23 protein-coding genes and 1 tRNA gene are annotated in these 24,443 nt (G+C 42.4%); 18 read left to right on the top strand and 6 right to left on the bottom strand.

Features of this window, described 5'->3' with window-relative positions; genetic code table 11:
- The first annotated feature begins 99 nt into the window (after positions 1-99).
- The 5 genes from CFS60_RS07460 (at position 100) to CFS60_RS07480 (ending at position 5,907) form a co-directional block, all read left to right on the top strand.
- Entirely contained in the window at positions 100-2,073 is a 1,974-nt protein-coding gene (locus tag CFS60_RS07460) for a DHH family phosphoesterase (RefSeq protein ID WP_088810184.1), read from the top strand.
- A 1-nt stretch (position 2,074) separates the two neighbouring features.
- Positions 2,075-2,521, top strand: a complete 447-nt coding sequence (gene rplI, locus CFS60_RS07465) for a 50S ribosomal protein L9 (protein WP_088815990.1) — start codon at positions 2,075-2,077, stop codon at positions 2,519-2,521.
- Between the two features lie 37 nt (positions 2,522-2,558).
- Positions 2,559-3,905 carry a replicative DNA helicase gene (gene dnaB / locus CFS60_RS07470; protein ID WP_088810141.1) on the top strand — a complete coding sequence of 449 codons (1,347 nt, stop codon included), beginning with the start codon at positions 2,559-2,561 and terminating at the stop codon, positions 3,903-3,905.
- A 78-nt stretch (positions 3,906-3,983) separates the two neighbouring features.
- The gene (locus CFS60_RS07475) at positions 3,984-4,439 is read left to right on the top strand and encodes a universal stress protein (protein WP_088839039.1); all 456 of its coding nucleotides are present in this window, start codon (positions 3,984-3,986) and stop codon (positions 4,437-4,439) included.
- A 175-nt stretch (positions 4,440-4,614) separates the two neighbouring features.
- Positions 4,615-5,907 (top strand): adenylosuccinate synthase, encoded by a 1,293-nt coding sequence (locus tag CFS60_RS07480; protein WP_088810143.1) that lies wholly within the window; start codon positions 4,615-4,617, stop codon positions 5,905-5,907.
- A 78-nt stretch (positions 5,908-5,985) separates the two neighbouring features.
- On the opposite strand, the gene CFS60_RS07485 is transcribed toward CFS60_RS07480, so the two are convergent.
- On the bottom strand, positions 5,986-6,531 hold the full coding sequence (locus CFS60_RS07485) for a hypothetical protein (protein WP_088810144.1): 546 nt from the start codon (positions 6,529-6,531) through the stop codon (positions 5,986-5,988).
- 480 nt (positions 6,532-7,011) lie between these two features.
- On the opposite strand from CFS60_RS07485, the gene CFS60_RS07490 reads away from it, so the two are divergent.
- Positions 7,012-8,394 (top strand): amino acid permease, encoded by a 1,383-nt coding sequence (locus CFS60_RS07490; protein WP_088810145.1) that lies wholly within the window; start codon positions 7,012-7,014, stop codon positions 8,392-8,394.
- Between the two features lie 112 nt (positions 8,395-8,506).
- Positions 8,507-8,579 (top strand) — tRNA-Lys (locus CFS60_RS07495).
- A 119-nt stretch (positions 8,580-8,698) separates the two neighbouring features.
- Here the strand turns inward: CFS60_RS07495 and CFS60_RS07500 are convergent.
- The 5 genes from CFS60_RS07500 to CFS60_RS07520 form a co-directional block, all read right to left on the bottom strand.
- Entirely contained in the window at positions 8,699-9,379 is a 681-nt protein-coding gene (locus tag CFS60_RS07500; RefSeq protein WP_088839040.1) for a fructose-6-phosphate aldolase, read from the bottom strand.
- 136 nt (positions 9,380-9,515) lie between these two features.
- Positions 9,516-10,469 carry a sugar-binding transcriptional regulator gene (locus tag CFS60_RS07505; protein WP_088810147.1) on the bottom strand — a complete coding sequence of 318 codons (954 nt, stop codon included), beginning with the start codon at positions 10,467-10,469 and terminating at the stop codon, positions 9,516-9,518.
- The gene (locus CFS60_RS07510; protein WP_088810148.1) at positions 10,462-10,740 is read right to left on the bottom strand and encodes a DUF3116 family protein; all 279 of its coding nucleotides are present in this window, start codon (positions 10,738-10,740) and stop codon (positions 10,462-10,464) included. Before CFS60_RS07510 ends, CFS60_RS07505 begins: the two co-directional genes overlap by 8 nt.
- Before the next feature lie 56 nt (positions 10,741-10,796).
- Positions 10,797-11,249: an ImmA/IrrE family metallo-endopeptidase gene (locus tag CFS60_RS07515; RefSeq protein ID WP_088810149.1), complete on the bottom strand. Its 453-nt coding sequence runs from the start codon at positions 11,247-11,249 to the stop codon at positions 10,797-10,799.
- A 4-nt stretch (positions 11,250-11,253) separates the two neighbouring features.
- A complete protein-coding gene (locus tag CFS60_RS07520) occupies positions 11,254-11,589 on the bottom strand; it encodes a helix-turn-helix transcriptional regulator (RefSeq protein ID WP_088810150.1) in 336 nt (111 codons plus the stop codon).
- A 190-nt stretch (positions 11,590-11,779) separates the two neighbouring features.
- Here CFS60_RS07520 and CFS60_RS07525 point away from each other — a divergent pair, with 190 nt between their 5' ends.
- The 11 genes from CFS60_RS07525 to cydC all read left to right on the top strand — a co-directional run bounded on the left by CFS60_RS07525 (position 11,780) and on the right by cydC (position 24,438).
- The gene (locus CFS60_RS07525) at positions 11,780-12,076 is read left to right on the top strand and encodes a hypothetical protein (RefSeq protein ID WP_088810151.1); all 297 of its coding nucleotides are present in this window, start codon (positions 11,780-11,782) and stop codon (positions 12,074-12,076) included.
- A 154-nt stretch (positions 12,077-12,230) separates the two neighbouring features.
- Entirely contained in the window at positions 12,231-12,623 is a 393-nt protein-coding gene (locus CFS60_RS07530; RefSeq protein ID WP_088810152.1) for a holin family protein, read from the top strand.
- Positions 12,624-12,679: 56 nt separating this feature from the next.
- Positions 12,680-13,279 (top strand): short chain dehydrogenase, encoded by a 600-nt coding sequence (locus CFS60_RS07535; RefSeq protein WP_088810153.1) that lies wholly within the window; start codon positions 12,680-12,682, stop codon positions 13,277-13,279.
- Positions 13,280-13,391: 112 nt separating this feature from the next.
- Complete coding sequence (locus CFS60_RS07540) at positions 13,392-14,864, top strand: helix-turn-helix domain-containing protein (protein WP_088810154.1); 1,473 nt, start codon at positions 13,392-13,394, stop codon at positions 14,862-14,864.
- 4 nt (positions 14,865-14,868) lie between these two features.
- The gene (gene modA / locus CFS60_RS07545) at positions 14,869-15,639 is read left to right on the top strand and encodes a molybdate ABC transporter substrate-binding protein (RefSeq protein ID WP_088839041.1); all 771 of its coding nucleotides are present in this window, start codon (positions 14,869-14,871) and stop codon (positions 15,637-15,639) included.
- Between the two features lie 75 nt (positions 15,640-15,714).
- Positions 15,715-17,661, top strand: a complete 1,947-nt coding sequence (locus tag CFS60_RS07550) for an LTA synthase family protein (protein ID WP_088810156.1) — start codon at positions 15,715-15,717, stop codon at positions 17,659-17,661.
- A gap of 65 nt (positions 17,662-17,726) precedes the next feature.
- Positions 17,727-18,200 carry a tRNA adenosine(34) deaminase TadA gene (tadA, locus tag CFS60_RS07555; protein ID WP_088810157.1) on the top strand — a complete coding sequence of 158 codons (474 nt, stop codon included), beginning with the start codon at positions 17,727-17,729 and terminating at the stop codon, positions 18,198-18,200.
- A 374-nt stretch (positions 18,201-18,574) separates the two neighbouring features.
- Positions 18,575-19,978, top strand: coding sequence for a cytochrome ubiquinol oxidase subunit I (locus tag CFS60_RS07560; protein WP_088810158.1), 1,404 nt, complete (start codon positions 18,575-18,577; stop codon positions 19,976-19,978).
- Positions 19,965-20,978, top strand: coding sequence for a cytochrome d ubiquinol oxidase subunit II (gene cydB, locus CFS60_RS07565; protein WP_088810159.1), 1,014 nt, complete (start codon positions 19,965-19,967; stop codon positions 20,976-20,978). The genes CFS60_RS07560 and cydB overlap by 14 nt, the downstream gene beginning before the upstream one ends.
- A complete protein-coding gene (gene cydD, locus CFS60_RS07570; RefSeq protein ID WP_088810160.1) occupies positions 20,978-22,699 on the top strand; it encodes a thiol reductant ABC exporter subunit CydD in 1,722 nt (573 codons plus the stop codon). The genes cydB and cydD overlap by 1 nt, the downstream gene beginning before the upstream one ends.
- On the top strand, positions 22,699-24,438 hold the full coding sequence (gene cydC, locus CFS60_RS07575; RefSeq protein WP_088815983.1) for a thiol reductant ABC exporter subunit CydC: 1,740 nt from the start codon (positions 22,699-22,701) through the stop codon (positions 24,436-24,438). Before cydD ends, cydC begins: the two co-directional genes overlap by 1 nt.
- Positions 24,439-24,443 lie beyond the last annotated feature (5 nt).

Genomic DNA, 24,443 nt, shown 5'->3' on the forward strand with positions numbered 1-24,443 from the left:
CTTTTTTGATTTGAAAGTCTGTTCGATAAAAGGTAAAATATAGAGTGGACGACTACATTTTACAGGGATTATCATTTTTTGTTTAGGAGCTGAATGGAAATGCAAGGCTTTTTTGAGAAAAGAATGCTTAAATATCCATTATATGGCTTAGTTGCGGCAACGATAATTTTGTGTGTCATTACTTTCTTCTATGAGTGGTGGCTCGCTGTTATTATATTTGTTGCAGGCGTTGCACTGATTACAGCGATGTTTTATTTTGAGCATCGTTTAAATCAAGAGGTGCAAGAATATGTTTCTAATTTAACGTATCGTATAAAACGCAGCGAAGAAGATGCACTTGTTGAGATGCCTATGGGAATTATGCTGTATGATGACGATTATAAGATTCAGTGGTTAAATCCATTCATGGCGAAGTATTTTGATAATCACAAGCTAATTGGAGAGCCGCTAATTGATGTCGGGCCAGAATTTCTGGCTGTTATTAAAGGTGAGGAACAAGAGGGTATACAGTCTATTAAATGGCGTGAATACCGTTTTGATACAATTGTTAAACGTGAAGAGCGGATTTTATATCTGTATGATCGCACGGAATATTATGAGCTAAATGAGAAATATAAGGCGGAGAAGTCTGTTTTTGCGATTATTTTTCTTGATAATTACGATGAATGGGCGCAGGGCATGGATGATAGACGCCGGAGCGCGTTAAACAATTTGGTGACGTCTATGCTCACGAACTGGGCGCGTGAGCACCGAATTTATTTGAAGCGAATTAGTTCGGACCGGTTTATGGGATTTCTAAATGAGGCCATGTTAGAACGTTTGGAAGAGGAAAAGTTTTCGTTGTTAGATCGCATTCGCGAGCGTACGTCTAAACAAAATATTCCTTTAACCCTAAGTATTGGGATTGGCTATAATGAAGATGATCTGATTAGTTTAGCGGATCTTGCGCAGTCGGGGCTGGACCTTGCGCTTGGGCGCGGCGGGGATCAGGTTGTGATTAAGCAGCCGGAAGGTCAAGTGCGCTTTTACGGGGGAAAAACCAATCCGATGGAAAAGCGGACGCGTGTGCGTGCCAGGGTAATCTCTCAGGCGCTTCAAGAGTTGATCACTCAAAGCGACCAAGTTTTTGTTATGGGACATCGCTATCCAGATATGGACGTTATCGGCTCAAGCCTTGGCGTGATGCGTATTGCAGAGATGAATGATCGTGATGCGTATGTTGTGGTTGAACCGGGTAAAATGAGTCCGGACGTAGAACGCCTGATGACCGAAATTGAAGAGTATCCGAATGTGATTAAAAATATTGTGACGCCGCAAGTGGCTAATGAAAATATTACCAATAAGAGTTTGCTTGTGGTGGTGGATACGCATAAGCCTTCGATGGTGATGAATCGCGAGTTGCTGGAATCGGCTTCGCATGTGGTTGTCATTGACCATCATCGTCGTTCGGAAGAGTTTGTGGAAAATCCGGTACTTGTTTATATTGAACCGTATGCATCTTCAACGGCGGAACTTGTGACGGAGCTTTTTGAATACCAGCCAGATTTGGAACAGGTGGGCAAAATTGAAGCGACAGCGTTACTTTCTGGGATTGTGGTGGATACGAAGAACTTTACGTTACGTACGGGGTCACGCACGTTTGACGCAGCAAGCTATTTGCGGTCGCTTGGGGCGGACACCATCTTGGTACAAAATTTTCTTAAAGAAGATTTAGCGACTTTTACGCAGCGTAGTAAACTTGTGGAATCGCTTGAGATTTATCACGACGGGTTGGCGGTTGCAAAAGGTCATGAAAATGAAGTTTTCGGGACGGTTATTGCGGCTCAGGCGGCGGATACGATGCTTTCGATGGAAAATGTGCAGGCTTCATTTGTCGTTACGCTTCGTCCTGATAAGATGATTGGGATTAGTGCTCGCTCTCTGGGCGAAATTAATGTGCAGGTTATTATGGAGAAACTAGGCGGAGGCGGCCATTTGTCTAATGCGGCGACGCAGCTTAAAGGTGTGACGATTGCTGAGGCGGAAAAAGCTTTATTAGACGCGATTGACGCGTATTGGAAGGGAGAAACATAATATGAAAGTCATTTTTCTAAAAGATGTAAAAGGTTCGGGTAAAAAAGGTGAAGTGAAAGACGTGGCGGACGGTTACGCGAAAAACTTTTTGATAAAAAATGGGAACGCTGTGGAAGCGAATGCGAAAAATATGAGCGCGCTGCGCGGGCAAGAAAAACGTGCGGAAAAAGATGCGCAAGAAGAGCTTGCTGAAGCGAAAGCGCTGAAGGAAAAATTGGAGAACTTGACGGTTGAACTGAAGGCGAAATCAGGCGAAGGTGGGCGTTTGTTTGGTTCGATTACGACAAAACAAATTGCGCAAGCCTTGCAAAAGGATTTTGGGATTAAAATTGATAAGCGGAAAATGGATCTTCCAGATGCGATTCGTTCGCTTGGGTACACGAATGTACCGATTAAGCTACATCACGAGGTTAACGCTACAATGAAAGTACACGTAACAGAAGAATAAAGGAAAAACTAACTTTTAAAAAAAGGAGCTAAGGGCAGTGGATACTTTTCAAGATAGAACGCCACCGCAAAATATTGAAGCTGAGCAGGCCGTCTTAGGGGCTGTATTTCTTGAACCGAATGCGCTGATTACGGCTTCTGAAATACTTATGCCGGACGATTTTTACCGGCAGGCGCATCAGCTGATTTTTGAGACGATGCTTGATTTGAATGACCACGGGAAAGCGGTAGATGTGCTGACAGTTTATGAGGCGCTTGCTGCTGGTGGTCGGATTGAGGATGCGGGTGGTTTACCATACTTAACGGAGCTTTCGGGTGCGGTTCCGACAGCGGCCAACTTAGAATATTATGCGCACATTATTGAAGATAAGGCGCTTCTTAGGCGCTTAATTCGGACGGCGACTCAAATTGCGACGGATAGTTATTCGCGTGAGGACGAGCTGGACGCGCTCATGGACGAAGCTGAAAAAAGCATTTTAGAAGTTTCCGGGCGCAAAAACGTGGGTGCTTTTAAAAACATTAAGGACGTTTTGGTTAAAACATATGATGACATTGAGATTTTACACAACCGAAAAGGCGATATAACTGGTATTCCTACGGGCTTTAAAGAGCTCGATAAGATGACGGCTGGTTTTCAGCGCAATGATTTAATTATCGTTGCGGCTCGTCCATCAGTTGGTAAAACAGCATTTGCGCTTAATATTGCACAAAATGTGGCGACAAAAACGGATGAAAATGTGGCGATATTTAGCCTTGAAATGGGCGCCGAGCAACTTGTTATGCGGATGCTTTGTGCGGAAGGCAATATCAATGCGCAAAATTTGCGTACGGGTTCGCTGACGTCAGATGATTGGCAGAAGCTTACGATTGCGATGGGGACGCTATCCAATTCGGGGATTTTCATTGATGATACGCCAGGCGTTCGCGTTAATGAGATTCGTTCGAAATGTCGACGTTTAAAACAAGAGTCGGGGCTTGGTATGATTGTCATTGACTATTTGCAACTGATTCAAGGGAGTGGCCGAGGCGGCGAAAACCGCCAACAAGAAGTATCGGAAATTTCCCGTTCACTTAAAGCACTTGCGCGTGAACTTGAGGTGCCGGTCATTGCGCTGTCGCAGTTGTCGCGTAGCGTGGAACAACGCCAAGATAAGCGTCCGATGATGTCGGATATTCGGGAATCGGGTTCAATTGAGCAAGATGCGGATATTGTGGCATTCTTATATCGTGAAGACTACTATGACCGTGAAGGCGAAAATGATGGAACGATTGAGATTCTCATTGCGAAGCAGCGTAATGGTCCTGTTGGGGACGTCAAGCTCGCTTTTGTGAAGGAGTACAATAAATTTGTTAACCTTGAAGTAAGATATGATGAGATGGCTTAAAATTAGGCAGGGCGAATAAATCGCTCTGTTTTTTTTGCTAAAAAAAGGGGTAAGGTTTTGTGAAAAGGAGTGGTTGACATGGAAAATTACAAACGGATTTTAGTTGCAATTGACGGATCACCCTCTGCGGAAGCGGCCTTTTTAAAAGCGGCAGGAGCGGCAAAGCGCAACGGCTCGCATCTTGGAATTACGACAATTATCGATACACTCTACTTTGCGAATTTGACGGCGCTTGATGGTGGGCAAACGGTCAATCAATTTACGGAAAATGCAGAAAAGTTGTTGGCGGATTATGAAAAGCGCGCGAAAGAATTAGGCGTAGAAAGCGTGGAAACGATTTTAGATTATGGTCCGCCAAAAGCGACCATCGTGGAAATTGCCGATGAAAAGTTCCACGCAGATTTAATCGTTGTTGGGGCGGTCGGCACGTCGAGGCTAAGCCGCATTTTACTCGGGAGCGTAGCTGGATACGTCACACTTCACGCACCGTGCGATGTTTTAGTGGAGCGAACAAGCCTGACAGATAGACTATGAGCGCACCTGCTCATGGTCTATTATTTTTTTAAAAGTAAAAACGAACGATTTTTTTAATACTAAAAAAATCGTTCGTGATATCCGTTGACGAATGATAGGAGAAACGGTAAAATGAATAATGGAAATAATAGCTAACGCGAATGGTTAGCTAAAGACCAAAAAATGAGGTGTTTACATGTCTTCAGTTGTTGTTGTTGGAACACAGTGGGGCGATGAGGGTAAAGGAAAAATTACAGATTTTCTTTCGGAGAATGCAGAAGCAATTGCACGTTATCAAGGTGGTAACAATGCGGGGCACACAATTAAGTTTGACGGCGTCACGTATAAATTGCATCTAATTCCATCTGGTATTTTTTACAAAGAGAAAATCAGTGTTATTGGAAATGGAATGGTAGTAGATCCAAAAGCGCTAGTGGAAGAATTAACGTACTTACATGAAAAAGGTGTAAATACGGCGAATTTACGTATTTCAAACCGGGCGCACGTGATTTTACCGTATCATATTCGCATTGATGAAGCGGACGAGGAGCGCAAGGGCGCAAATAAAATTGGGACGACCAAAAAAGGCATTGGACCTGCTTACATGGATAAAGCTGCGCGTGTCGGCATCCGAATTGTAGACCTCTTAGACAAAGAAACATTTAAAGAAAAACTAGAACAAAATTTAAAAGAAAAGAATCGTCTTTTGGAGCGCTTTTATGAATTAGAAGGGTTTACTTTAGATGAAATTTTAGATGAATATTATGAGTACGGCCAACAATTCAAGGAATACGTGTGCGATACGTCGGTCGTCTTAAATGATGCACTGGACGAAGGAAAACGCGTCCTATTTGAAGGCGCGCAAGGCGTCATGCTAGACATCGATCAGGGGACATACCCGTTCGTCACATCAAGCAACCCAATTGCTGGCGGAGTAACTATCGGAAGTGGTGTTGGCCCGTCGAAAATCAATCACGTTGTCGGTGTTGCGAAAGCCTATACGACGCGCGTTGGCGATGGCCCGTTCCCAACAGAGCTGTTTGATGAAATTGGCGATAACATTCGCGAAGTTGGCCGAGAATACGGAACAACGACTGGACGCCCACGCCGAGTAGGCTGGTTTGATAGTGTTGTCGTGCGTCATGCAAGACGTGTCAGCGGGCTAACAGATCTTTCGTTAACGCTTCTTGATGTACTTACCGGCATTGAAACGCTGAAAATCTGTGTCGCTTATAAACTTGACGGCAAAACAATTACAGAGTTCCCGGCTAGCCTTAAAGATTTGGCGCGCTGCGAACCAGTTTATGAAGAGCTACCAGGTTGGACGGAAGATATCACCGGCGTTAAGTCGCTTGATGATTTACCAGCTAATGCAAGACACTACATGGAGCGTATCGCCCAACTTACAGGTGTTCAAGTTTCCATGTTCTCAGTTGGACCAGACCGCAATCAAACGCATGTTGTCAAAAGTGTTTGGCGTTTAGCTTAACAGACTAATTTTAATAAAAAATAAGCATAAATCCCATAAAATCCATTTTTAGAAGTGGTATAGGGGATTTATGCTTTTTTAGTCTTCAAAAATATCGATAATATCATCAACAACACCAGTTTCGTCTTTATAAATTTTAAGCATGAAGTACATTAAAACGAGGAGGACAAATAGATGGGAATGGGTGTCGACATTGTCATCAAATGAAAAGGATATCGTGAAAAAAGAATCGCCAGTTAAAATAGTGGCAAGCAGTTTATCATTCGCATGTAAGTCAACATCTTCGTTTAAGTTTTCCTCAATTAAAATTTTTTGATCTAGAAATTCTGCTATGACAGAAAAATAGAGCATGCTGTTGCCAACTTTATCTTTTAATTCGAAGCGTTTCCCCTCGTAATAAAATTCATATTCAGCAAGTATAAATCGTTTTATGCCAGTGTTTTTACGGTGGATTTGGCCAATCATTGTGCCGTCTGGCGCAGTATAAATATAGGAGTTGTCTTTTTCACGGTCAGAATGTACTTCTTTTTTAATAAGCGCCACAATTTTCCCGTTTTCATCTTTAAGCTCCATATTTGAAGCGTTCTCAAAAATAACTTTATCTAAAAGCGTAAACGTCGCCAACTAAAGCACCTCCTTTTGGAAAAGTATACCATAAAAAAATTTTATATGGATTAAAATGGGGTAGCCGGACTTCGTTTTAATTGGCGTGTCGGCATTTTTGTTGTACAAACCGAAAATTGGGAGCGTTTTCACAAACTTTTAAAAAATAAGTCAATAGGCCTAAATTTCGAACCAATTTGGGAGTTAAGGTAAAAAATAACAAGAAATCCTTATTTATCAACAAATTTAGGTAAATATATAGATGGTTTTAAGTGTCCTTATTGTCAATTTGTAAAAGAATATGGTAAAATCTAAATAGTGATAGCGCTTACATTGTGAAAAAGGAAAAATTTACTGTTTTTATGATATTTTGCGAGTAATCTGATTTTATTGTATGATTAAAGGATAACTTAATAATCAATTTAAGTTCATACACAGACGGCTCTGCAAAATTGGTAAAGAACTTAGCGAGTCCCAAGACTGAAGAGGGGGAAGTACATAATGGAAGAGAAACAAGAATTATCAAGAGGTCTAAAAAACCGTCATGTCCAACTAATTGCCATTGGGGGAGCAATTGGAACTGGGCTATTCCTTGGTTCAGGGAAATCCATTCACTTAGCTGGCCCATCGATTTTGTTCGCGTATATGATTACAGGGGCAATCTGTTTTCTTATTATGCGGGCACTTGGCGAATTACTACTTTCAAATTTAAAGTATCATTCATTTGTTGATTTCGTACAGGATTATTTTGGAAATGCGGCGGCGTTTGTAACGGGTTGGACGTACTGGTTTTGCTGGATTTCAATTGCGATGGCTGACTTAACGGCAGTCGGTCTGTACACACAATTTTGGTTTCCAAATGTTGCCCAGTGGGTGCCGGGCTTAATCGCGCTCGTCATTTTGCTTATTATGAACTTGGCGACGGTTAAACTTTTCGGGGAAATGGAATTTTGGTTTGCCCTTATTAAAATCATTGCGATCTTGGCGCTCATCATTATTGGCACATTCATGATTATTAAAGGTTTTTCAACGGACGCTGGAGCTTCAAGCTTCTCAAATTTATGGAGTCACGGTGGCTTTTTCCCTAACGGCGCAAATGGCTTCATACTTTCCTTCCAAATGGTGGTCTTTGCCTTTGTGGGTATTGAGCTTGTCGGCCTGACTGCTGGGGAAACTGAGGATCCTGAGCGTGTTATCCCGAAAGCGATTAACAACATTCCGATTCGGATTATTATCTTTTACATTGGTGCTCTCCTTGTGATTATGAGCATTTATCCGTGGAATTCGATTAATCCTGCTGAAAGCCCGTTCGTTCAGGTTTTCGCTGCTGTAGGAATAACGGCTGCTGCAGGAATTGTTAACTTTGTTGTCTTAACTTCGGCGGCTTCGGCTTGTAATAGTGCGGTTTTCAGCACAAGCCGAATGATTTATTCGTTAGCAAAAGAAAAAAATGCGCCTAAATCCATGACGAAACTGACTTCACACAAAGTGCCGTCCAACGCGCTGTTTTTCTCGACAATTATCATTTTAATCGCCGTTATTTTAAATTACATTATGCCAGAAGGTGTATTCACACTCATCACAAGTGTATCAACGGTTTGCTTCATTTTCATTTGGGGCATCACTGTTCTCGCACACTTAAAATACCGGAAAACACGCCCAGAACTAGCGGCAAAAAACAAATTCAAAATGCCGCTTTACCCATTTGCGAATTACGTGATTTTAGTGTTCTTAGCGTTCGTGCTCGTTGTCTTGGCGCTTGCTGAAGACACTCGCGTGGCGCTGTTCATTACACCACTTTGGTTTGTCGGCGTCATCATCGTCTACTACATTCGCAAATCAAGAATTCAAAACAAAGATATGCAAGAAGAGATTAAAGAATAATTTTTGAAAAAAAGCTAGGTCAAATGAGGCGAAACCTTCAAGACCTAGCTTTCTAATTTAAATTTCTTGCAAAAACTGAAAAAAGTGATAGAATTAGAACGTTGAGTCAATCGGGTTATTAGCTCAGTTGGTAGAGCAGCTGACTCTTAATCAGCGGGTCGGGGGTTCGAACCCCTCATAACCCATTGGGTGCCAAACCCTCAAGACCGGAGTACTGTCGGCGTTTTCGAACGTTTGGAAGACAGGACTCGCGGTCTTATTTTTTTGCAAAAATCTCAGAAGGCGGTTATTCTTCTCTACTACCTTAAAATTTCGCGACAACATGTCCAGCGCCAAAAACAGCTTCCCAGTCGCTCGTGAAATCGTGCACGGCTTTTTCAATCGAAGGCATTTCAAACGCTTGTTTAAAAATATCCGCGCCTAGTGTTACTGCATGGGCACCACATTCTAGGGCTGAATTCACTTGGCCGACATTTTTAAAACTAGCGCCTAAAATCTTAGTGTTACTTTCCGACCGCTCAATTGCTGTGCTCATTTCCAAAATGGCGTCGCGCGGATTGATGTTCAGGTTTTCCATGCGGTTGAAATACGGCGCAATATAATTGGCTTCTGCCGAAATCGCTAAATAGGCTTGGATTTTCGAATAAATGGCCGTGGCCGTTACATTTATTTTTTGGGCGCGCAATTCTTTGATGACGCGTAAACCAATTTCGGTGACGGGGACTTTAATGAAAACTTGGTCGTCGATATGGCGCAAAATGGCTTCTGCGTCGCGCATCATTCCGGCGTAGTCGGTGGCGACAACTTGGACGTGTAGGGAGGCAGTTGGGTCAAGGGAGCTTCGGATTTCCTTCATGTGCGTGAAAAACTCAAGCTTGCCCTCTTTTTTTATAATAGAAGGGTTGGAAGTGACGCCAGCAAGGGGTAAATTGTCTGCATAGCGCTTAATAATTTCTAAATTAGCAGTATCGAGCATAAATTCCATTAAAATCACTCCTTTTGCCCTCATTTTAGCAAAAATAAGCTAGAAAAAAATAAGTTCTTTGCTGTTTTGGGGTAAAAAGCGGACGAAACCAAGCGAGTTGTAACGCCAAAAAAGCTAGTTTGCACATTTGTGCAAACTAGCTTTTTGCATGTTTCAAAATTAGCTTAGCCGTTTCATCATCGGTTACAAGAGCATTGATGTAGCCTTTTTTTAGCATCGCGTAAATAGCCCGACTTTTGCGTTTTGACCGAGCAACTCCGAGAACAGTTGGGACGGCGCTTAAATTTTCGAGACCAATGCTGATGGTGCGTTCGTATAGTGGACCGTGTAAAACTTTGCCGTCCTTATCGAAAAAATTGCAACATGAGTCCCCGCACGCTTCGCGAAGGCGTAACTCTGCGTAATCTTCTGGTGATAAAAGGTCACGCCATTTGCTCGTTTTCTCAGATAAAAGTCCGCCGATTCCGACGAGAGCGACATCTAGTTTTGCCCATTTGGATTTTAATTCCTGAAAATATTGTGAGTGAACAATGCCGTTTTTTAGTTCCGCTGTTTCTTGCACAACTGTTGCATTGACGAATAAACTTGTGCCACCCAATTTTCTTGCGAGTTCGTAGACGAGCGTGTTGACGTGGAAGCGGGAATGGATATGACTTGGGCCGCCGACAATTGGGACAAAAGTGGCCATTGTTTTGCGGCGGTTATCAATTTGCGCGATAGCATTGCCAAGCGTTTCACCCCAGGCGACGCCGACTGTTTCGTGTGGCTTGATCATGTTTTTTATAGAGAGGGATGCAATTTGTGCGAGGTTTTCATCTTTTTCTTTACTTGAAAAATGGGGTTCGGTTCGGGCGATGCGAACGTGTTTCAAGTTGAAAGTTTCTTGGAGCGCCGTTTCAAGTTCGTAAATCTGCTCATCAAAATCATGAATTTTAATTTCCACAATTCCGGAGGCTTTTGCTTGTTTAAGCATACGACTGACGCTCGTCCGGTAAATATCGAGTTCACGTCCAATCGTTTCTTGACTTTTTTCTTCAATATAGTACTTGTAAGCAATCTGTCGAAGTAAGTCTAGTTTTTCTTTACTCATCTTTTAAGCCCTCCATTTGGCCGAAACTTTGTAAGAGTGAGGTTCCTTTTTCAGTGAGTTTGTACCGTTTTTCGTTTAAACGGCTTTTTGTTTGGCGCAAAATGTAGTCGTTTGCTTCAAGCCAGAAGACGGTATAGAAAAAGGTGGTTAATGTTAATTTGTATTGCGGATTTCGCATGAAAAACTCATCTTGAAGTATGAAAATATTAAAGCTTGGATCAGCTATAAAAATTAAGGTGAACTTTATTTCATCGTGGCTGGGCCTTTTCATAAAAATATCCTTTCGATGGTGCTGCATGTTACTACAAGAAGTTGATTAAGCGGGCGTTAGTATTTGCGGTAAACATCAATCGTATTACCGAAATTAATAAAGTAATTTTTGTAGTTATACATTGGACCGTATTTTTCTCGGTAAAAAGCAACCGTCTGAATTAAGAATTCTTCCGTCACGCCTAGGTGTTCGGCTACTTCGAAATATTCTCTAAAACCATTGTAAAAGCAACGAATAATATCTTCAAGTGGAACGAGTTCCTCATATCCGCGTCTTCTAGCGAAAATTTCTTGTTTGCGATTTGCCATTTCTTTTTGATTGATAATATTGCCATATGTGTATTTCCAGTGCATAAGTTCTTCAATTAGAAGACAGCGCTTTTCGGTATCTGTTTTTTGACTGTCGATTAAAATGGTCCCGTTAATATATAAGCCTGGCAATTTGCTAGGCATTTTTTCTTCTTTTATGGTTACTTTGTTTTGATAATCATTCACCAATTCTTCAAACATATTTTCACTTCCCGCGATGAAGTTGTTTTTTCATTTCAATGTAAGCAAGAATATCTCGCAATTCCTCGTCAGTGACGTCATCATCTAAATGAGCTGCAATCGTCATTAAGCGCTCATCTTTTGCCTCTTGACTTCTTGGAGGGAAGAAAGCATCTATTGTTTGATTGAAAATCTTGGCAAGTTCGAATAAGACGTCTTGATTGGCCTTTCTTTCACCGTTTTCATAACGGCTAATGGTTTGTCTTGTTGTATTTAAGCGTTTGGCAAGCCCTTCTTGGCTTAGCCCTTTTTCTTCGCGAAATTGTTTGATTTTATTTCCAACATATTTATTTAATTCCATGGCTCCTTTGCTCCTTGCTTTATGATTGTTTACAGTGTACCACTTTTGTAACCTTTTTGGAAACTTTATATGTTAAAATGCATCAATTTGTTTACATGTAACCAAAATGGTGCTATAATAAATTTATCAGGCAAGAACACACTTTTTTTAAACTAAAAAGCACCGAAATGGTGACAAAGAGGTGATTTGAATGGAACGCGCGGAATTAAAAAAGCGACAACGAGCGATTATTTATCGTTTGGAGGAACATTTAAATGAGCGTGATAGACAGAAGCTCTTGTGCGAGTTGGAATATTTGGAAGCGCTTGGTGATAGCAAGAAAGGTTTTTTGACAGCAGATCAAAAAATGTTGCTTTTTTCATCTGAAGAGTACTTGGTGCGAAAGCACGTTCAAACGGATAAGCAGATTTATGAGGAAATAGGGGTTTCCAGACGAACGTTTTATTTATGGAAGAAATCGGCAGGGCTCATTGCAAGAAGCGTTTAAGCAAAGTCCAATTTCGCTGATGACTTAAAAAGCTGCGTTAAGTATTCTACTATAGTAGATTTAAATAGATTAAAAATGTCATTTGACCTTCAGAAAAAGTATTGCTTGAGCTGAAAAACAAATGGCATTTTTGCGTACAGAAAGAAGGATGTTTATGGATTATTTAGTTCAAAATATTCCTCAAGTTGTGGCGTTCTTCTTCGGAGGTGGGAGTGTTTTGATTCAAGTTTTACTTATCTTCACCGTGGCCGATTATGTGGCAGGCCTACTTACAGCCGGTTTTCGAGGGAACTTGCGAAGTAGAGTGGGCTTTCAAGGTATCGCGCGCAAATTAGCGATTTTCATTTTAGTGGCGATTGCACATCAGGCGGACCTTGTTACTGGGAATAAAAACTTAGTTCGTGATGCGGTTATTTTTTTCTACCTCGCTAATGAATTAATCTCGATTTTGGAAAATTTCGTTCAAATGGGCGTGAAAGTTCCGCGTGTGCTTAAAAGTTTGGTGGATATTTTCCAATCGAATGCGGGTGAGAAAAACAAAAAATAAACCTTTAAGCATGAGAGGTGTTATACTGGTCGTATCATTTGAAATGAGGTGTTTTTATGAAAGTGCTACTAATTGGTGCCTATGGAACGCTCGGAAAAGCGGTTTTTAATCGGCTTTCAAAGAAAAATGACGTTATTACGGCTGGGCGACATAGCGGGGAAATTCATGTTGATATTACGGACCCGGACAGCATTCGCGAGATGTACAATCAAATTGGGAAAGTCGATGCGGTTGTAAGTGCAACGGGAAGCGCTGTTTTTTCGCCGCTAACGGAACTAACGCCTGAAAAAAATGAACAAACATTGCGGAGTAAGCTTGGGGGACAAATCAACCTCGTTTTACTAGGGCTTGATTATATTAATGATGGTGGAAGTTTCACACTGACAACGGGAATTATGATGGAGGATCCAATTAGGCAAGGTGCTTCGGCTGCGATGGCGAACGGGGCGGTTACCGCCTTTGCAAAGTCAGCTGCGATTGAAATGCCGCGGGGAATTCGGATTAATACAGTGAGCCCAAATGTGCTTCTCGAGTCGTTTGAAAATTTGGAGCCGTTTTTTGAAGGCTTCGTTCCAGTTCCTGCTGACCGGGTGGCGCGTGCTTTTGAAAAGAGTGTTCACGGTGCTCAAACAGGTCAATCTTATAAAGTGTATTGAAAAGACAAGTTGTTCGCATCTTGTCTTTTTGTTTTAGTGGAAAATAATGTTTTGGGTTAGTCTAAGATGATATAATAATGGTGAACGAAAATACGATAATGGGGGCAGTGTCATGCGAACTTTACTCGAAAAAAGTACCAGAAGGAGAATGGAGCTTCTAGAAATTCTTATTGCTGACAATCGGTGGTACAAATTAGAGGATTTAGCTGAACAATTGGATTGTTCGAAACGCACGTTAAACAATGACATTGCCGCGATTCAAAACGACTTAATGGACGAATGGACGCTTTTCACATCTCGGAAATTAGGTATTCAAATTCAAACACCTGAAAATGCGCATGTCGATAAATTATATCAATATTTTATGCAACGGAGTCTTTCTATAAAACTTTTGCTTGGCTGTTTTTATACTCAAAATTGGACGGTTGAAGAATGGGCGGACGAATTGTTTACGAGTCCTTCTTCGCTGTACCGGTTGATTCATCGGATTCGAAAGAAAATGGAAATTTACGGCGTGGAACTTAATATTAATCCGGTGTATATCACGGGGAATGAGGCGCAAGTTCGCTACTTTTTTTCGCAGCTCTATTACACAACTTTCGGTTTGGAGCGTTGGCCATTTAAAGCGGATGACAGGGAGGCGCTTGATCGCTACATCAGCACACATGAAGCTTGTGTGGGTTACCGTTTTGTTTATCCGCAGCGGCAGGAACGATTTTTTTGGCTGCAAGTGTGCATCGAACGGATAAGGCAAGGGTATTTCATTGATATGGCAGAAATTGCGATTCCGTTTTATGAGCATGAGGCTGACCTGAAAAATAGCTTTAAACAGCTTGAGAAGGATACGGGAATCGTGCTAACAGAGGGCGAGCGCTACGGCATTAAGTTGCTTCAGTTGCAGGGGCTTGGCTATGAGCGGAAGGCGAATATTGAGGCGTCGCTTAGTTTCTTTGCGCAACATGCGCCGGAGAAATTAGTCCAGAGCGAGGCGATTTTGGAAAATATTGTGGTTTATTACGGGCATCCTTACCCGAGCAATAAAAATGAGATTTTGCTACAGCTTTTGAGTTATTTGCTTTATTTGGAGCAATTTGTAGAGTTTGATAGCTTTATTGTATCAAAACGGGGGTATGTGACGGGCGTTTTAGAAGAGGAGTTTCCAAGTTTTTGCGAGGCTGTTCGAAAGGCGGTCAAAGATGTTGCTGATTCTCGTGTGAAAGCCGAAACGGTTATTTTCTTCCTAGGAACGCTTTGGGAAGGCTTGGTTTTTGCGCAGCGTAAAGAAATCGAGCCGGTGCGCATTTTGGTCTCTTCGCAGTTAAGTGTGAGCAACACGCGCTTTTTGAAAAGCATTATCGCTTCGAGGTTTCAAGATCAGGTGGAGCTTTTTGAAATGACGGAACCGGATATCGTGGCCGAACATTTGCGAGCGAACCAGATTGATTTTGTTCTTGCCGATTTTGCAGCGGCGCAGTATGACGGAATTCCGACGGTAGAAGTTAACTATTTCCCTAGCGAGCGCGACTGGCGCAACATTCGAAAAAAGATTAGACATATTCAAAAAGAGCGAAATAAAAAGGAGTAGTTTGATGAAAAAAGTAAGCATTTTGTTTTTCGCGGTCTTATTCGTGCTTGCAGGCTGCAGCAACCAAGCTGGAACGGCTAGCGAAAAGCCAATTGAACTGCACATTTCCGTTGCGGCCAGCTTAAAAGATGTGATGGAAGATGTGAAAACGGATTATGAGAAGGCGCATAAAAATGTAAAGCTAACGTTTGATTTTGCTGGATCTGGCCAAATCAAAGAGCGCGTAAAAAACGGGGCACCAATTGATGGCGTGTTACTTGCGAGCGAAAGAGATATGGATGATTTAAAGGCGCAAACAACCGATAAACAACAGTTTGCCAAAAATACACTCGTTTTAATTGTGCCGAGCAAAAATGCGGCGGAAACGAATACGAAAGATATCGCGAAATTGTTGCCAACTTTTGATAAAATCGCAATTGGTAATCCGGAATCTGTTCCTGCTGGGAAATATGCAGAGGAAACGATGGAAAATCTAGGCGTTTACGATGCACTGAAAGAGGAACTTGTCCTCGCATCTGACGTTCGCCAAACGCTTGCTTACGTCGCATCTGGCAACGCGCAAGCGGGTTTCGTTTATAAAACGGATGCTTTAATCAGTAAAGATGTAAAAGTTTTGCAGGCTGTGCCGGACGATTTGCATTCACAAATTGGCTATTATTCGGGCGTGTTGAAAGATGCTGACGAGCCAGATCAGGTGGCGAAGTTTTTAGATTATATGGCGTCTGATGCAGGGCAAAAAGTATTAGCGAAGTACGGGTTTTTAAATATTGATTGACCAGTTTCTATTTTACATGCCTCATAAAACATGATAGCATGAACATAACTCGAATTTTTTTATGAGGAGATGACGATGAAGAATTTACTTTCAAATCGATTACTGTTACTAACTGTTTTTCTGTTTTGGCTAAAGACGGAAATTGTTTATTTTATGGAATTTAATTTAGGCGTTGAAGGCGCATTTCAAATTTTCTTATTACTGATTAATCCAATTGCGATGGCACTCATTATATTTAGTTTAGTCTTTTTGATTCCAAATCGAAAGCTTCGGACAACGATTGCCATTATTGTTTATTTTGCACTTTCCATGCTACTTTATGCGAACGTGCTTTATTACCGCGAGTTTAGCGACTTCTTGTCGGTTAATTTGATGACGAATGTTGGAAATGTTTCGGAAGGCCTTAACGGGAGCGCATTCGCCCTACTAAAATGGCATGATATTCTTTATTGGCTCGATTTTGCATTCATTACGTTTGCGCTAATAAAATACGGGAAGCCATATGCGGAAAAGCGTCGTGCTTTTAAGTTTCAACTTATTCCTGTTGTTTTAGGCCTAGGAATGCTTCTTTTAAATATTACGCTGGCGGAGATTGACCGCCCGCAACTGCTTACGCGGACATTTGATCAGCGTTATCTAGTCAAATATTTGGGCGTCAACACGTTTACGGCTTATGACGGCGTGAAGCACATGAAAACGCAGCAGAAGCGCGTTCAAGCGGAAAGCTCGGACACGGCTGAGGCGGAGAACTTTGTGAATACGAACCGCACGAGTACAGACAATGAGTACTTTGGGGTTGCGAAAAAACGGAATGTGGTCTACTTGCATTTAGAAAGCATTCAACAATTTTTGATCAATTACAAATTGGACGGCGAAGAGGTAACACCGTTCTTAAATCAACTTTATAATAGTGAAAACTCGTTTAGTTTTAGCAACTTCTACCATCAAACGGGGCAAGGAAAATCTAGTGATGCGGAAAACCTTATTGAGAATTCGCTATTTGGACTTCCGCAAGGGTCAGCATTTTCGACTTACGGCGGCACGAATGAATTTCAGGCGGGGCCGGCAATTTTGAAGAATGAACAAGGTTACACGTCGGCAGCGTTTCACGGGAACATTGGCTCGTTTTGGAACCGCAATAATGCCTACAAGCGTTTTGGCTATGATTATTTCTTTGATTCTAGCTACTATGATTTGACCAAGGCGAACTCAACGGACTACGGTCTAAAAGACAAGCCGTTTTATGAGCAGTCCATGGAAATGCTGAAGCAATTGCCACAGCCATTCCAAACAAAATTCATTACGGTTTCCAACCATTTCCCGTATCCTGTTTTTGAAGAAGACGTGGAATTCGCGAATCCTGGAACCAAAGATGAAACAATTAATAATTATTTTTCAACAGCGCATTATGCAGACGAGGCGATTAAGGAATTTTTCGACGCTTTGAAGAAAGAAGGCTTGTATGAAAATACGATTTTCGTTCTTTACGGCGACCACTACGGTATTTCGAAATCACGCCTAGATACGCTTGCACCGCTTCTTGGAAAAGAAGAACTAACCGAGTTTGATAAAGCGCAGTTGCAACGCGTGCCGTTTATCATCCACGCGCCTGGCATCAAGGGGAAAGAAATTACAACGCAAGCGGGGCAAATTGATGTGCAACCAACTGTTCAGCATTTACTTGGCATCGACGGCTCGAAATACTTGCAACTTGGAAATAGCCTGCTTTCCGATAAGCCAACTGATACAGTTGTATTCCGAAATGGCGATGTGATTACTTCCGAGTTCGCTCAAATCGGTTCCACCGTTTACCTGACGCAGACAGGCGAACCAGTTGAAGAGCTAACAAATGAAGAAAATAGTCGTGTGACGGAAAGAAAACATTACGCCGAAACAGCGCTGCGGATTTCCGACGACATCATGCAACGTGACTTGTTGCGCTTCTATGAACCAAGCGAAGATTTCAAAATCCCGAATCCTGCGAAAGTAGATTATAAGGTTTCGACGTCAGATATAAAATAGAACGCGAAAATGACTCTGGCCATCGCCGGGGTCATTTTCACTAAAACTAGAAAGAAGGTGCGGTTTTGGATAAAAACGGGTTTATGCACGAAGCGATCAATGAAGCGAAAAAGGCAGGTGCAATTGGCGAAGTCCCAATTGGAGCAGTAGTCGTGCTAGACGGAAAAATCATCGGCCGTGGGCATAATTTGCGAGAATCCAGTCAAAACGCTGTGACGCACGCCGAAATGATGGCCATTCAAGACGCTTGCCATAATCAAAAATCTTGGCGACTCGCCGGTGCCGAATTATTTGTAACGCTTGAACCGTGCCCAATGTGTAGTGGTGCCATTTTGCTTTCCCGAATTGCGAAAGTATATTACGGCGCCAAAGATCCGAAAGCGGGAACGGCTGGAACTTTAATGAATCTCTTGCAAGATGAGCGCTTTAATCATGTCTGTGAAGTAGAAAGCGGCCTTTTGGAAGAAGAAACAGGCGCCCTTTTAACGGACTTTTTTCGGGAATTAAGAAAGCGCAAGAAAACCGAGAAACCGAGTTAGTCTAGTAGTTCTTTTCTACCAATTTAGACTAAAATGTCTGTTTGAAACTTTTTGTGAATAAAATAACAAAAACAAAGGTACAGTGAGTTCAATACTTTACAAGCTGATTTCTTATTAAAATGAAAAATAAAAAAAAGACTACTAAAGAACTAAATGAATTTAAGCCGAAATAGGATAAAATATACTGTATATAGAACTTATTCTAATTTAGAAAACTCTGCTTTAGCCGAAAAAGAGAAATGACGAATTTTTTTATTTTACATATCTTTGTGAATGAAATAACAACTAATGGAGCTTGTTTAGATTGTTTTTCACAAACTCGGTTAAGGGAGAACGTAAAAAGAATTAAAACGCAGAAAAAGGAGGGAAAAAGGGTGGATACATTGTTTTTAGCCCGTTTTCAGTTCGCATCAACAACAATCTTTCACTTTTTATTTGTGCCGCTATCCATTGGCTTAGTCTTTATGGTTGCGCTCATGCAAACGCTATACGTAGTGAAAGGGAAAGAAGTTTATAAAAGAATGACAAAGTTTTGGGGACATTTATTCCTCATTAACTTTGCAGTCGGTGTCGTAACTGGTATTATTCAGGAATTCCAATTCGGAATGAACTGGTCCGACTACTCCCGTTTTGTAGGGGACGTTTTCGGAGCACCACTAGCTATTGAAGCCTTACTTGCATTCTTCATGGAGTCAACATTTATCGGTTTATGGATTTTTGGTTGGGATCGCCTCAGCAAAAAATTACATTTAGCGTGTATTTGGCTCGTATCAATTGGAACGATTCTTTCAAGTTTTTGGATTCTAGCAGCCAACTCATTTATGCAACACCCAGTCGGCTTTGAATTTAAAAATGGTCGTGCCGAAATGAACGATTTCTGGGCGCTTATTACAAACGGCCAGCTACTAGTTGAGTTTCCGCACGTTATTTTCGGTGCTTTCGCAACAGGTGCGTTTTTCGTTGCAGGTGTCAGTGCATACAAAATGCTTAAAAAGCAAGATGTGGCTTTCTTCAAGCGCTCTTTCCAAATTGCACTCGTAATCGCAGTTATTGGCGGTTTTGGAACAGCTTTCAGCGGACACTCACAAGCCCAATATTTGGTTAAAACGCAGCCGATGAAAATGGCGGCAACTGAAGGTATATGGGAGGATACTGCCGACCCAGCACCTTGGACGATGATTGCCGGCATCGATGTCGATAACAAAAAAAATACGTGGTCAATTGAAATCCCGTATGCGCTAAGCTTCTTGTCTTATTCGACCTTTAGTGGTTCCGTAGAAGGCATGAACTCGCTTCAAAAACAATACGAGGAACAATATGGCCCGGGAGATTATATTCCGCCAGTACGAACTTCATTCTGGAGTTTCCGTATCATGGTATTAGCCGGCATGGTAATGATTTTAACAGCACTAATTGGTGCGGTGCTTGCTTGGCGTAAAAATCTTGAGAACACAAAATGGTATTTACGTTTAATGGTACCAATGATTTTATTCCCATTCATCGCCAACTCAATGGGTTGGATTATGACAGAAATTGGACGGCAACCGTGGGTAGTATTTGGTTACCAACAAACGGCAGATGCCGTGTCGCCGAACGTATCGGCAGGCTCGCTACTGTTCTCGATAATCGCGTTTTCAACGATTTACGCGTTACTGTTAATCGTGCTCGTCTATTTATTTATTCGCGAAATCAAAAAAGGACCTTATGGTGAAAATAAAGTAGAGACTACTTCTGTTGATCCATTTGATAAAGGGGGCGACAAAATTGTCACTGAATGAGTTATGGTTTTTACTTGTCGCAGTATTATTTGTCGGTTTCTTCTTCCTAGAAGGATTTGACTTTGGTGTAGGGATGTCTACACGTTTCATGGCGCGCAATGATTTGGAGCGCCGCGTGTTAGTGAACACAATTGGTCCGTTTTGGGATGCCAATGAAGTGTGGCTACTTACAGCTGGCGGTGCCATTTTTGCCGCATTTCCAAACTGGTATGCAACGATGTTCAGCGGTTACTACATTCCGCTCGTTGTGTTCTTGCTTGCTTTAATCGGTCGCGGTGTTTCATTTGAATTCCGTGGTCAAAAAGATTCTGCCGCTTGGCGTCAGTTTTGGGATTGGGTTATCTTTTTCGGTAGTATTTTACCGCCGTTCTTGCTAGGTGTCCTATTTTCAAGCCTTGTACAAGGTATGCCAATTAATAGCGAAATGGATATGTATGCAGGATTCTTTGATTACATTACGGTCTTCTCCGTTTGGGGAGGCTTAACCGTTACAATGCTTTGCCTACTTCATGGCTTAATGTTTATCACGCTTCGTACGGAAGATGATATTCAAGACCGCGCACGTCGCATGGCTAAACGCGTTTGGTTCATCACCGTGCCTGTTTTAGTAGTGTTTGTAGTTCTAGCATTCTTTTACACAGATATTTTCCAAGCCCGTCCAATTCTCGTGCCAACTTTAATTGGTATCGTAGTAGTGATGTACTTACTATGCGCATTCTTCCTATGGAAAAATCGCGATGGATTTGCATTTACATTTGGCGGCTTAGGTTTAGCATTAACAGTTGCAACCATTTTCGTAGGGCTATTCCCTCGTGTTATGATTAGCTCAATTGACTCTGCATTTGACTTAACCATTCATAACGCAGCTTCGGGACATTACTCCTTAACAGTTATGACCATTGTATCGGTAACACTATTACCGTTTGTACTCGGCTATCAAATTTGGAGTTACTACGTTTTCCGTAAACGCGTTTCGAGTAAGGAGAAAATGACGTATTAATGGGAAGAGACATTTTTAAATATAAAGGTATAAAAAAAATACTTGCGATTCTTGCCGCGTTGACTATAGTTCAAGGCGCGGCAATTATCGTCATGGCAAGCATGCTGTCAGGCGCGATTACAAAGCTCTTTAATGGTGCATCCTTGTCTACTGTGGCGTTACAAATGGCTTTCTTCGCGGGAGCACTTTTTGTACGCCATTTTTTAAATGTATGGAAAAAAGCGATTGTTTATAAGTTCGCCTCTGATACAGGGAAAAAGATGCGCGAAGAATTGCTTGAAAATTTATTCGTCCTCGGTCCGCGTTTTACGCGCGAAGAAGGAACAGGAAAAGTCGTTACGATGGTCATGGAAGGCGTACAGGACTTCAGGCGTTTTATTGAGCTGTTCTTGCCGAAGTTTATCAACATGGCGATTATTCCTGTGATGATTTGGATTTATGTGCTGACACAAGACGGCAAGTCCGCTTTAATTTTGGCCATTACATTCCCTGTTTTAATTTTATTCCTAATAATCTTAGGTCTTGCAGCAAAGAAACAAGCCGACTCGCAATTTGAGTCGTACCGGATTTTATCCAACCACTTTGTTGACTCGCTAAAAGGGCTTGAAACCTTGAAATATCTAGGTTTAAGCCATAGTCACGAAAGAAGCATTGCGGACACAAGCTCAAGCTACCGAAAAGCAACGATGAGGACACTACGCGTAGCCTTCTTATCTTCGTTTGCACTCGATTTCTTCACAATGCTCTCTATCGCTGTCGTGGCGCTATTCTTAGGGCTCGGCTTAATTGACGGCTTAATCTTACTAGGCCCGGCACTCACAATTTTAGTTTTAGCACCCGAATACTTCCTACCCGTCCGTGAGCTAGGGTCCGATTATCATGCAACGCTCGACGGACAAGAGGCGGGGCGCGTTATTCAAGCCATTATTGATGAAGGAAAAGCACAGCAAGAAAAAAATGCAGGAACGGCTGCGCCTGCGTACACAAATGATTCTGTGCTGAATTTAGCAGGCATCACGGTTAATTATGCGGACGGGCATCAGGAATCGCTAGCCCAAGCTGATTTTGGCGTTTCTGGTTTGCAAAAAATTGGCATTATCGGAGCAACTGGCGCTGGGAAATCTACAATGATCGACGTTTTAAGCGGCTTTCTAGCACCAACAACTGGCGAAATCCAAATTGATGGCACCGCGGTTAAGCTACACAATTATGCGTGGCAGAAACAAGTGACGTATATTCCGCAGCACCCGTATTTGTTCCACGACACAATTGCTGGCAACATCAAATTTTATCATCCAGAATCAGCAGATGATGCGGTGAAATCAGCGGCAAAAGCGGCTGGACTAAACGCGTTCATTGAAGATTTAGATGAGGGATATGAAACGGTTGTTGGGGAAGCTGGGCGAACGTTAAGTGGCGGTCAGGAACAGCGAATTGCGCTAGCGCGCGCGTTTTTATCTGACCGGCAAATCGTGCTCATGGATGAGCCCACTGCGCATCTGGATATCGAAACGGAGTATGAGTTGAAACAGCCGATGCTTGATTTGTTCGAAAATCGGCTCGTCTTTTTTGCAACGCATCGCCTGCACTGGATGCTCGAAATGGATCAAATTATCGTTTTAGACAAAGGGGCGATTGTTGAAACGGGGACGCACGCTGAACTTGTTTCAAAAAAAGGGTTCTACTATGACCTAATTAAAGCCCAATTGGAGGAGATTTAATGCTAAAAAACAGTTGGATTGGCCCTTATATTAAGCAGAATTTTGGCCTCTTTTTAGTCGTTATTTTCCTCGGCGTGCTAACATTTTCGGCGGGGGCAGCGCTCATGTTCACGTCTGGGCACCTCATCTCGAAATCGTCGCTCATGCCGGAATCGATTATGGCCGTGTACGTTGCAAGCGTTGGCGTGCGGGCTTTCGGAATTTTACGCTCAGTTTCCAAATATGTCGAACGGCTAAACAGCCATTCGTTAGTGCTTCGGATTTTGGAAAAAATGCGCGTCAGATTGTATCGACTTTTAGAACCTCAGGCGCTACTTCTTAAATCCCGCTACCGGACGGGTGATATATTAGGCATGCTCGCAGATGATATTGAACACATTCAAAATTTCTATTTGACGACGATGCTGCCGGCTGTCATTAGTTTGTTTTTATATGCTGGCGTTGTCATTGCGCTCGGCTACTTTTCGATTCCGTTTGCGATTTTAATTTTAGTTTTAATTGGTTTGCTTGTGTTCGTACTACCTGGCGTTTCCATTTTGTATGCGCGCGGGAAAAATGCCTATTTAAAGCAAGGGCGAAATCGGCTATACAGCCAGTTTACAGATGCGGTTTTTGGTCTTAGCGACTGGATGTTTAGCGGACGCGAGAAGCGTTTAATTGAGGGGTATGAAAAGGACGAAGCGGCACTTTTGAAAGTGGAGACGAAGCAATTTCATTTCGTCAATTGGCGCGACTTTTTTAGCCAGCTAATTGTTGGTGTGATGGTCATTTTGATGGTCTACTGGAGCACAAATGAAGTGAGCGATGGAGCCATTTCAGGCACGCTAATTGCCGCGTTTACACTCGCTATCATGTCGCTTGGTGAGGCTTTTGTGCCCGTATCAAGTGCCGTAAGCGACAAGTCGCTGTATCAAGATTCGCTTCTGCGGCTGGATAAAATCGAAGACACGACGCTACCTGACTTCGACGCGGAAATCGAGCAAAAAGCGCAAATCGAAACGGTGGACGTAACGCTACGGGCAGAAAATCTTTCGTTTCAATACAATGAAAAAAGCCCTTTTGTGCTGAAAAACTTTAATTTTGAACTGCGACAAGGCGAAAAAGTGGCGATTATCGGCCGAAGTGGCACAGGAAAATCAACTTTCCTAAAACTAATTCAAGGCGCGCTCGTGCCAAATGCTGGAGCAGTCACAATGAATGGCGCAAGCCCAGCTGACCTCGGACCACAAATCCCAGAAGTTGTGGCGATGCTCAATCAAAAAGCGCACCTTTTTAGCACAACGGTTTTCAACAACATTCGTCTTGGCAATCAAAATGCCACAGATGAAGAGGTTTATGAGGCGGCTAAAAAAGTGCAAATGCACGATTTTATTATGAGTATGCCAAACGGCTACAAGACGCAGATGTCCGAAATGGGCGCCCGCTTTTCAGGCGGTGAACGTCAGCGAATTGCGCTTGCTCGAATTTTGCTTCAAAATACGCCCATCGTCATTCTTGACGAGCCAACAGTTGGCCTCGACCCAATAACGGAACGCGATTTGTTGCAAACGATTTTTGAAACGCTAGAAGGAAAATCCGTACTTTGGGTAACGCACCACTTGGTTGGCGCCGAGAAAATGAATTCGGTGCTTTTCCTAGAAGACGGCGATATTTTAATGCAAGGTACACATGCCGAACTGATGGCTTCTGCGCCGCGCTACAAACGTTTGTACGAGCTGGACCGACCAATTCAGTTGTAAAAGAG

The organism is Listeria sp. ILCC792, from assembly GCF_900186135.1.
Taxonomy (GTDB): Bacteria; Bacillota; Bacilli; order Lactobacillales; family Listeriaceae; genus Listeria; species Listeria goaensis.

Excerpts from the sequence above, each read along its gene's own strand:
- CFS60_RS07460 (WP_088810184.1), top strand. The coding sequence starts at position 100 with ATGCAAGGCTTTTTTGAGAAAAGAATGCTTAAATATCCATTATATGGC.
- rplI (WP_088815990.1), top strand. The coding sequence starts at position 2,075 with ATGAAAGTCATTTTTCTAAAAGATGTAAAAGGTTCGGGTAAAAAAGGT.
- CFS60_RS07475 (WP_088839039.1), top strand. The coding sequence starts at position 3,984 with ATGGAAAATTACAAACGGATTTTAGTTGCAATTGACGGATCACCCTCT.
- CFS60_RS07480 (WP_088810143.1), top strand. The coding sequence starts at position 4,615 with ATGTCTTCAGTTGTTGTTGTTGGAACACAGTGGGGCGATGAGGGTAAA.
- CFS60_RS07490 (WP_088810145.1), top strand. The coding sequence starts at position 7,012 with ATGGAAGAGAAACAAGAATTATCAAGAGGTCTAAAAAACCGTCATGTC.
- CFS60_RS07500 (WP_088839040.1), bottom strand. The coding sequence starts at position 9,379 with ATGGAATTTATGCTCGATACTGCTAATTTAGAAATTATTAAGCGCTAT.
- CFS60_RS07505 (WP_088810147.1), bottom strand. The coding sequence starts at position 10,469 with ATGAGTAAAGAAAAACTAGACTTACTTCGACAGATTGCTTACAAGTAC.
- CFS60_RS07510 (WP_088810148.1), bottom strand. The coding sequence starts at position 10,740 with ATGAAAAGGCCCAGCCACGATGAAATAAAGTTCACCTTAATTTTTATA.
- CFS60_RS07515 (WP_088810149.1), bottom strand. The coding sequence starts at position 11,249 with ATGTTTGAAGAATTGGTGAATGATTATCAAAACAAAGTAACCATAAAA.
- CFS60_RS07520 (WP_088810150.1), bottom strand. The coding sequence starts at position 11,589 with ATGGAATTAAATAAATATGTTGGAAATAAAATCAAACAATTTCGCGAA.
- CFS60_RS07525 (WP_088810151.1), top strand. The coding sequence starts at position 11,780 with ATGGAACGCGCGGAATTAAAAAAGCGACAACGAGCGATTATTTATCGT.
- CFS60_RS07530 (WP_088810152.1), top strand. The coding sequence starts at position 12,231 with ATGGATTATTTAGTTCAAAATATTCCTCAAGTTGTGGCGTTCTTCTTC.
- CFS60_RS07535 (WP_088810153.1), top strand. The coding sequence starts at position 12,680 with ATGAAAGTGCTACTAATTGGTGCCTATGGAACGCTCGGAAAAGCGGTT.
- CFS60_RS07540 (WP_088810154.1), top strand. The coding sequence starts at position 13,392 with ATGCGAACTTTACTCGAAAAAAGTACCAGAAGGAGAATGGAGCTTCTA.
- modA (WP_088839041.1), top strand. The coding sequence starts at position 14,869 with ATGAAAAAAGTAAGCATTTTGTTTTTCGCGGTCTTATTCGTGCTTGCA.
- CFS60_RS07550 (WP_088810156.1), top strand. The coding sequence starts at position 15,715 with ATGAAGAATTTACTTTCAAATCGATTACTGTTACTAACTGTTTTTCTG.
- cydD (WP_088810160.1), top strand. The coding sequence starts at position 20,978 with ATGGGAAGAGACATTTTTAAATATAAAGGTATAAAAAAAATACTTGCG.
- cydC (WP_088815983.1), top strand. The coding sequence starts at position 22,699 with ATGCTAAAAAACAGTTGGATTGGCCCTTATATTAAGCAGAATTTTGGC.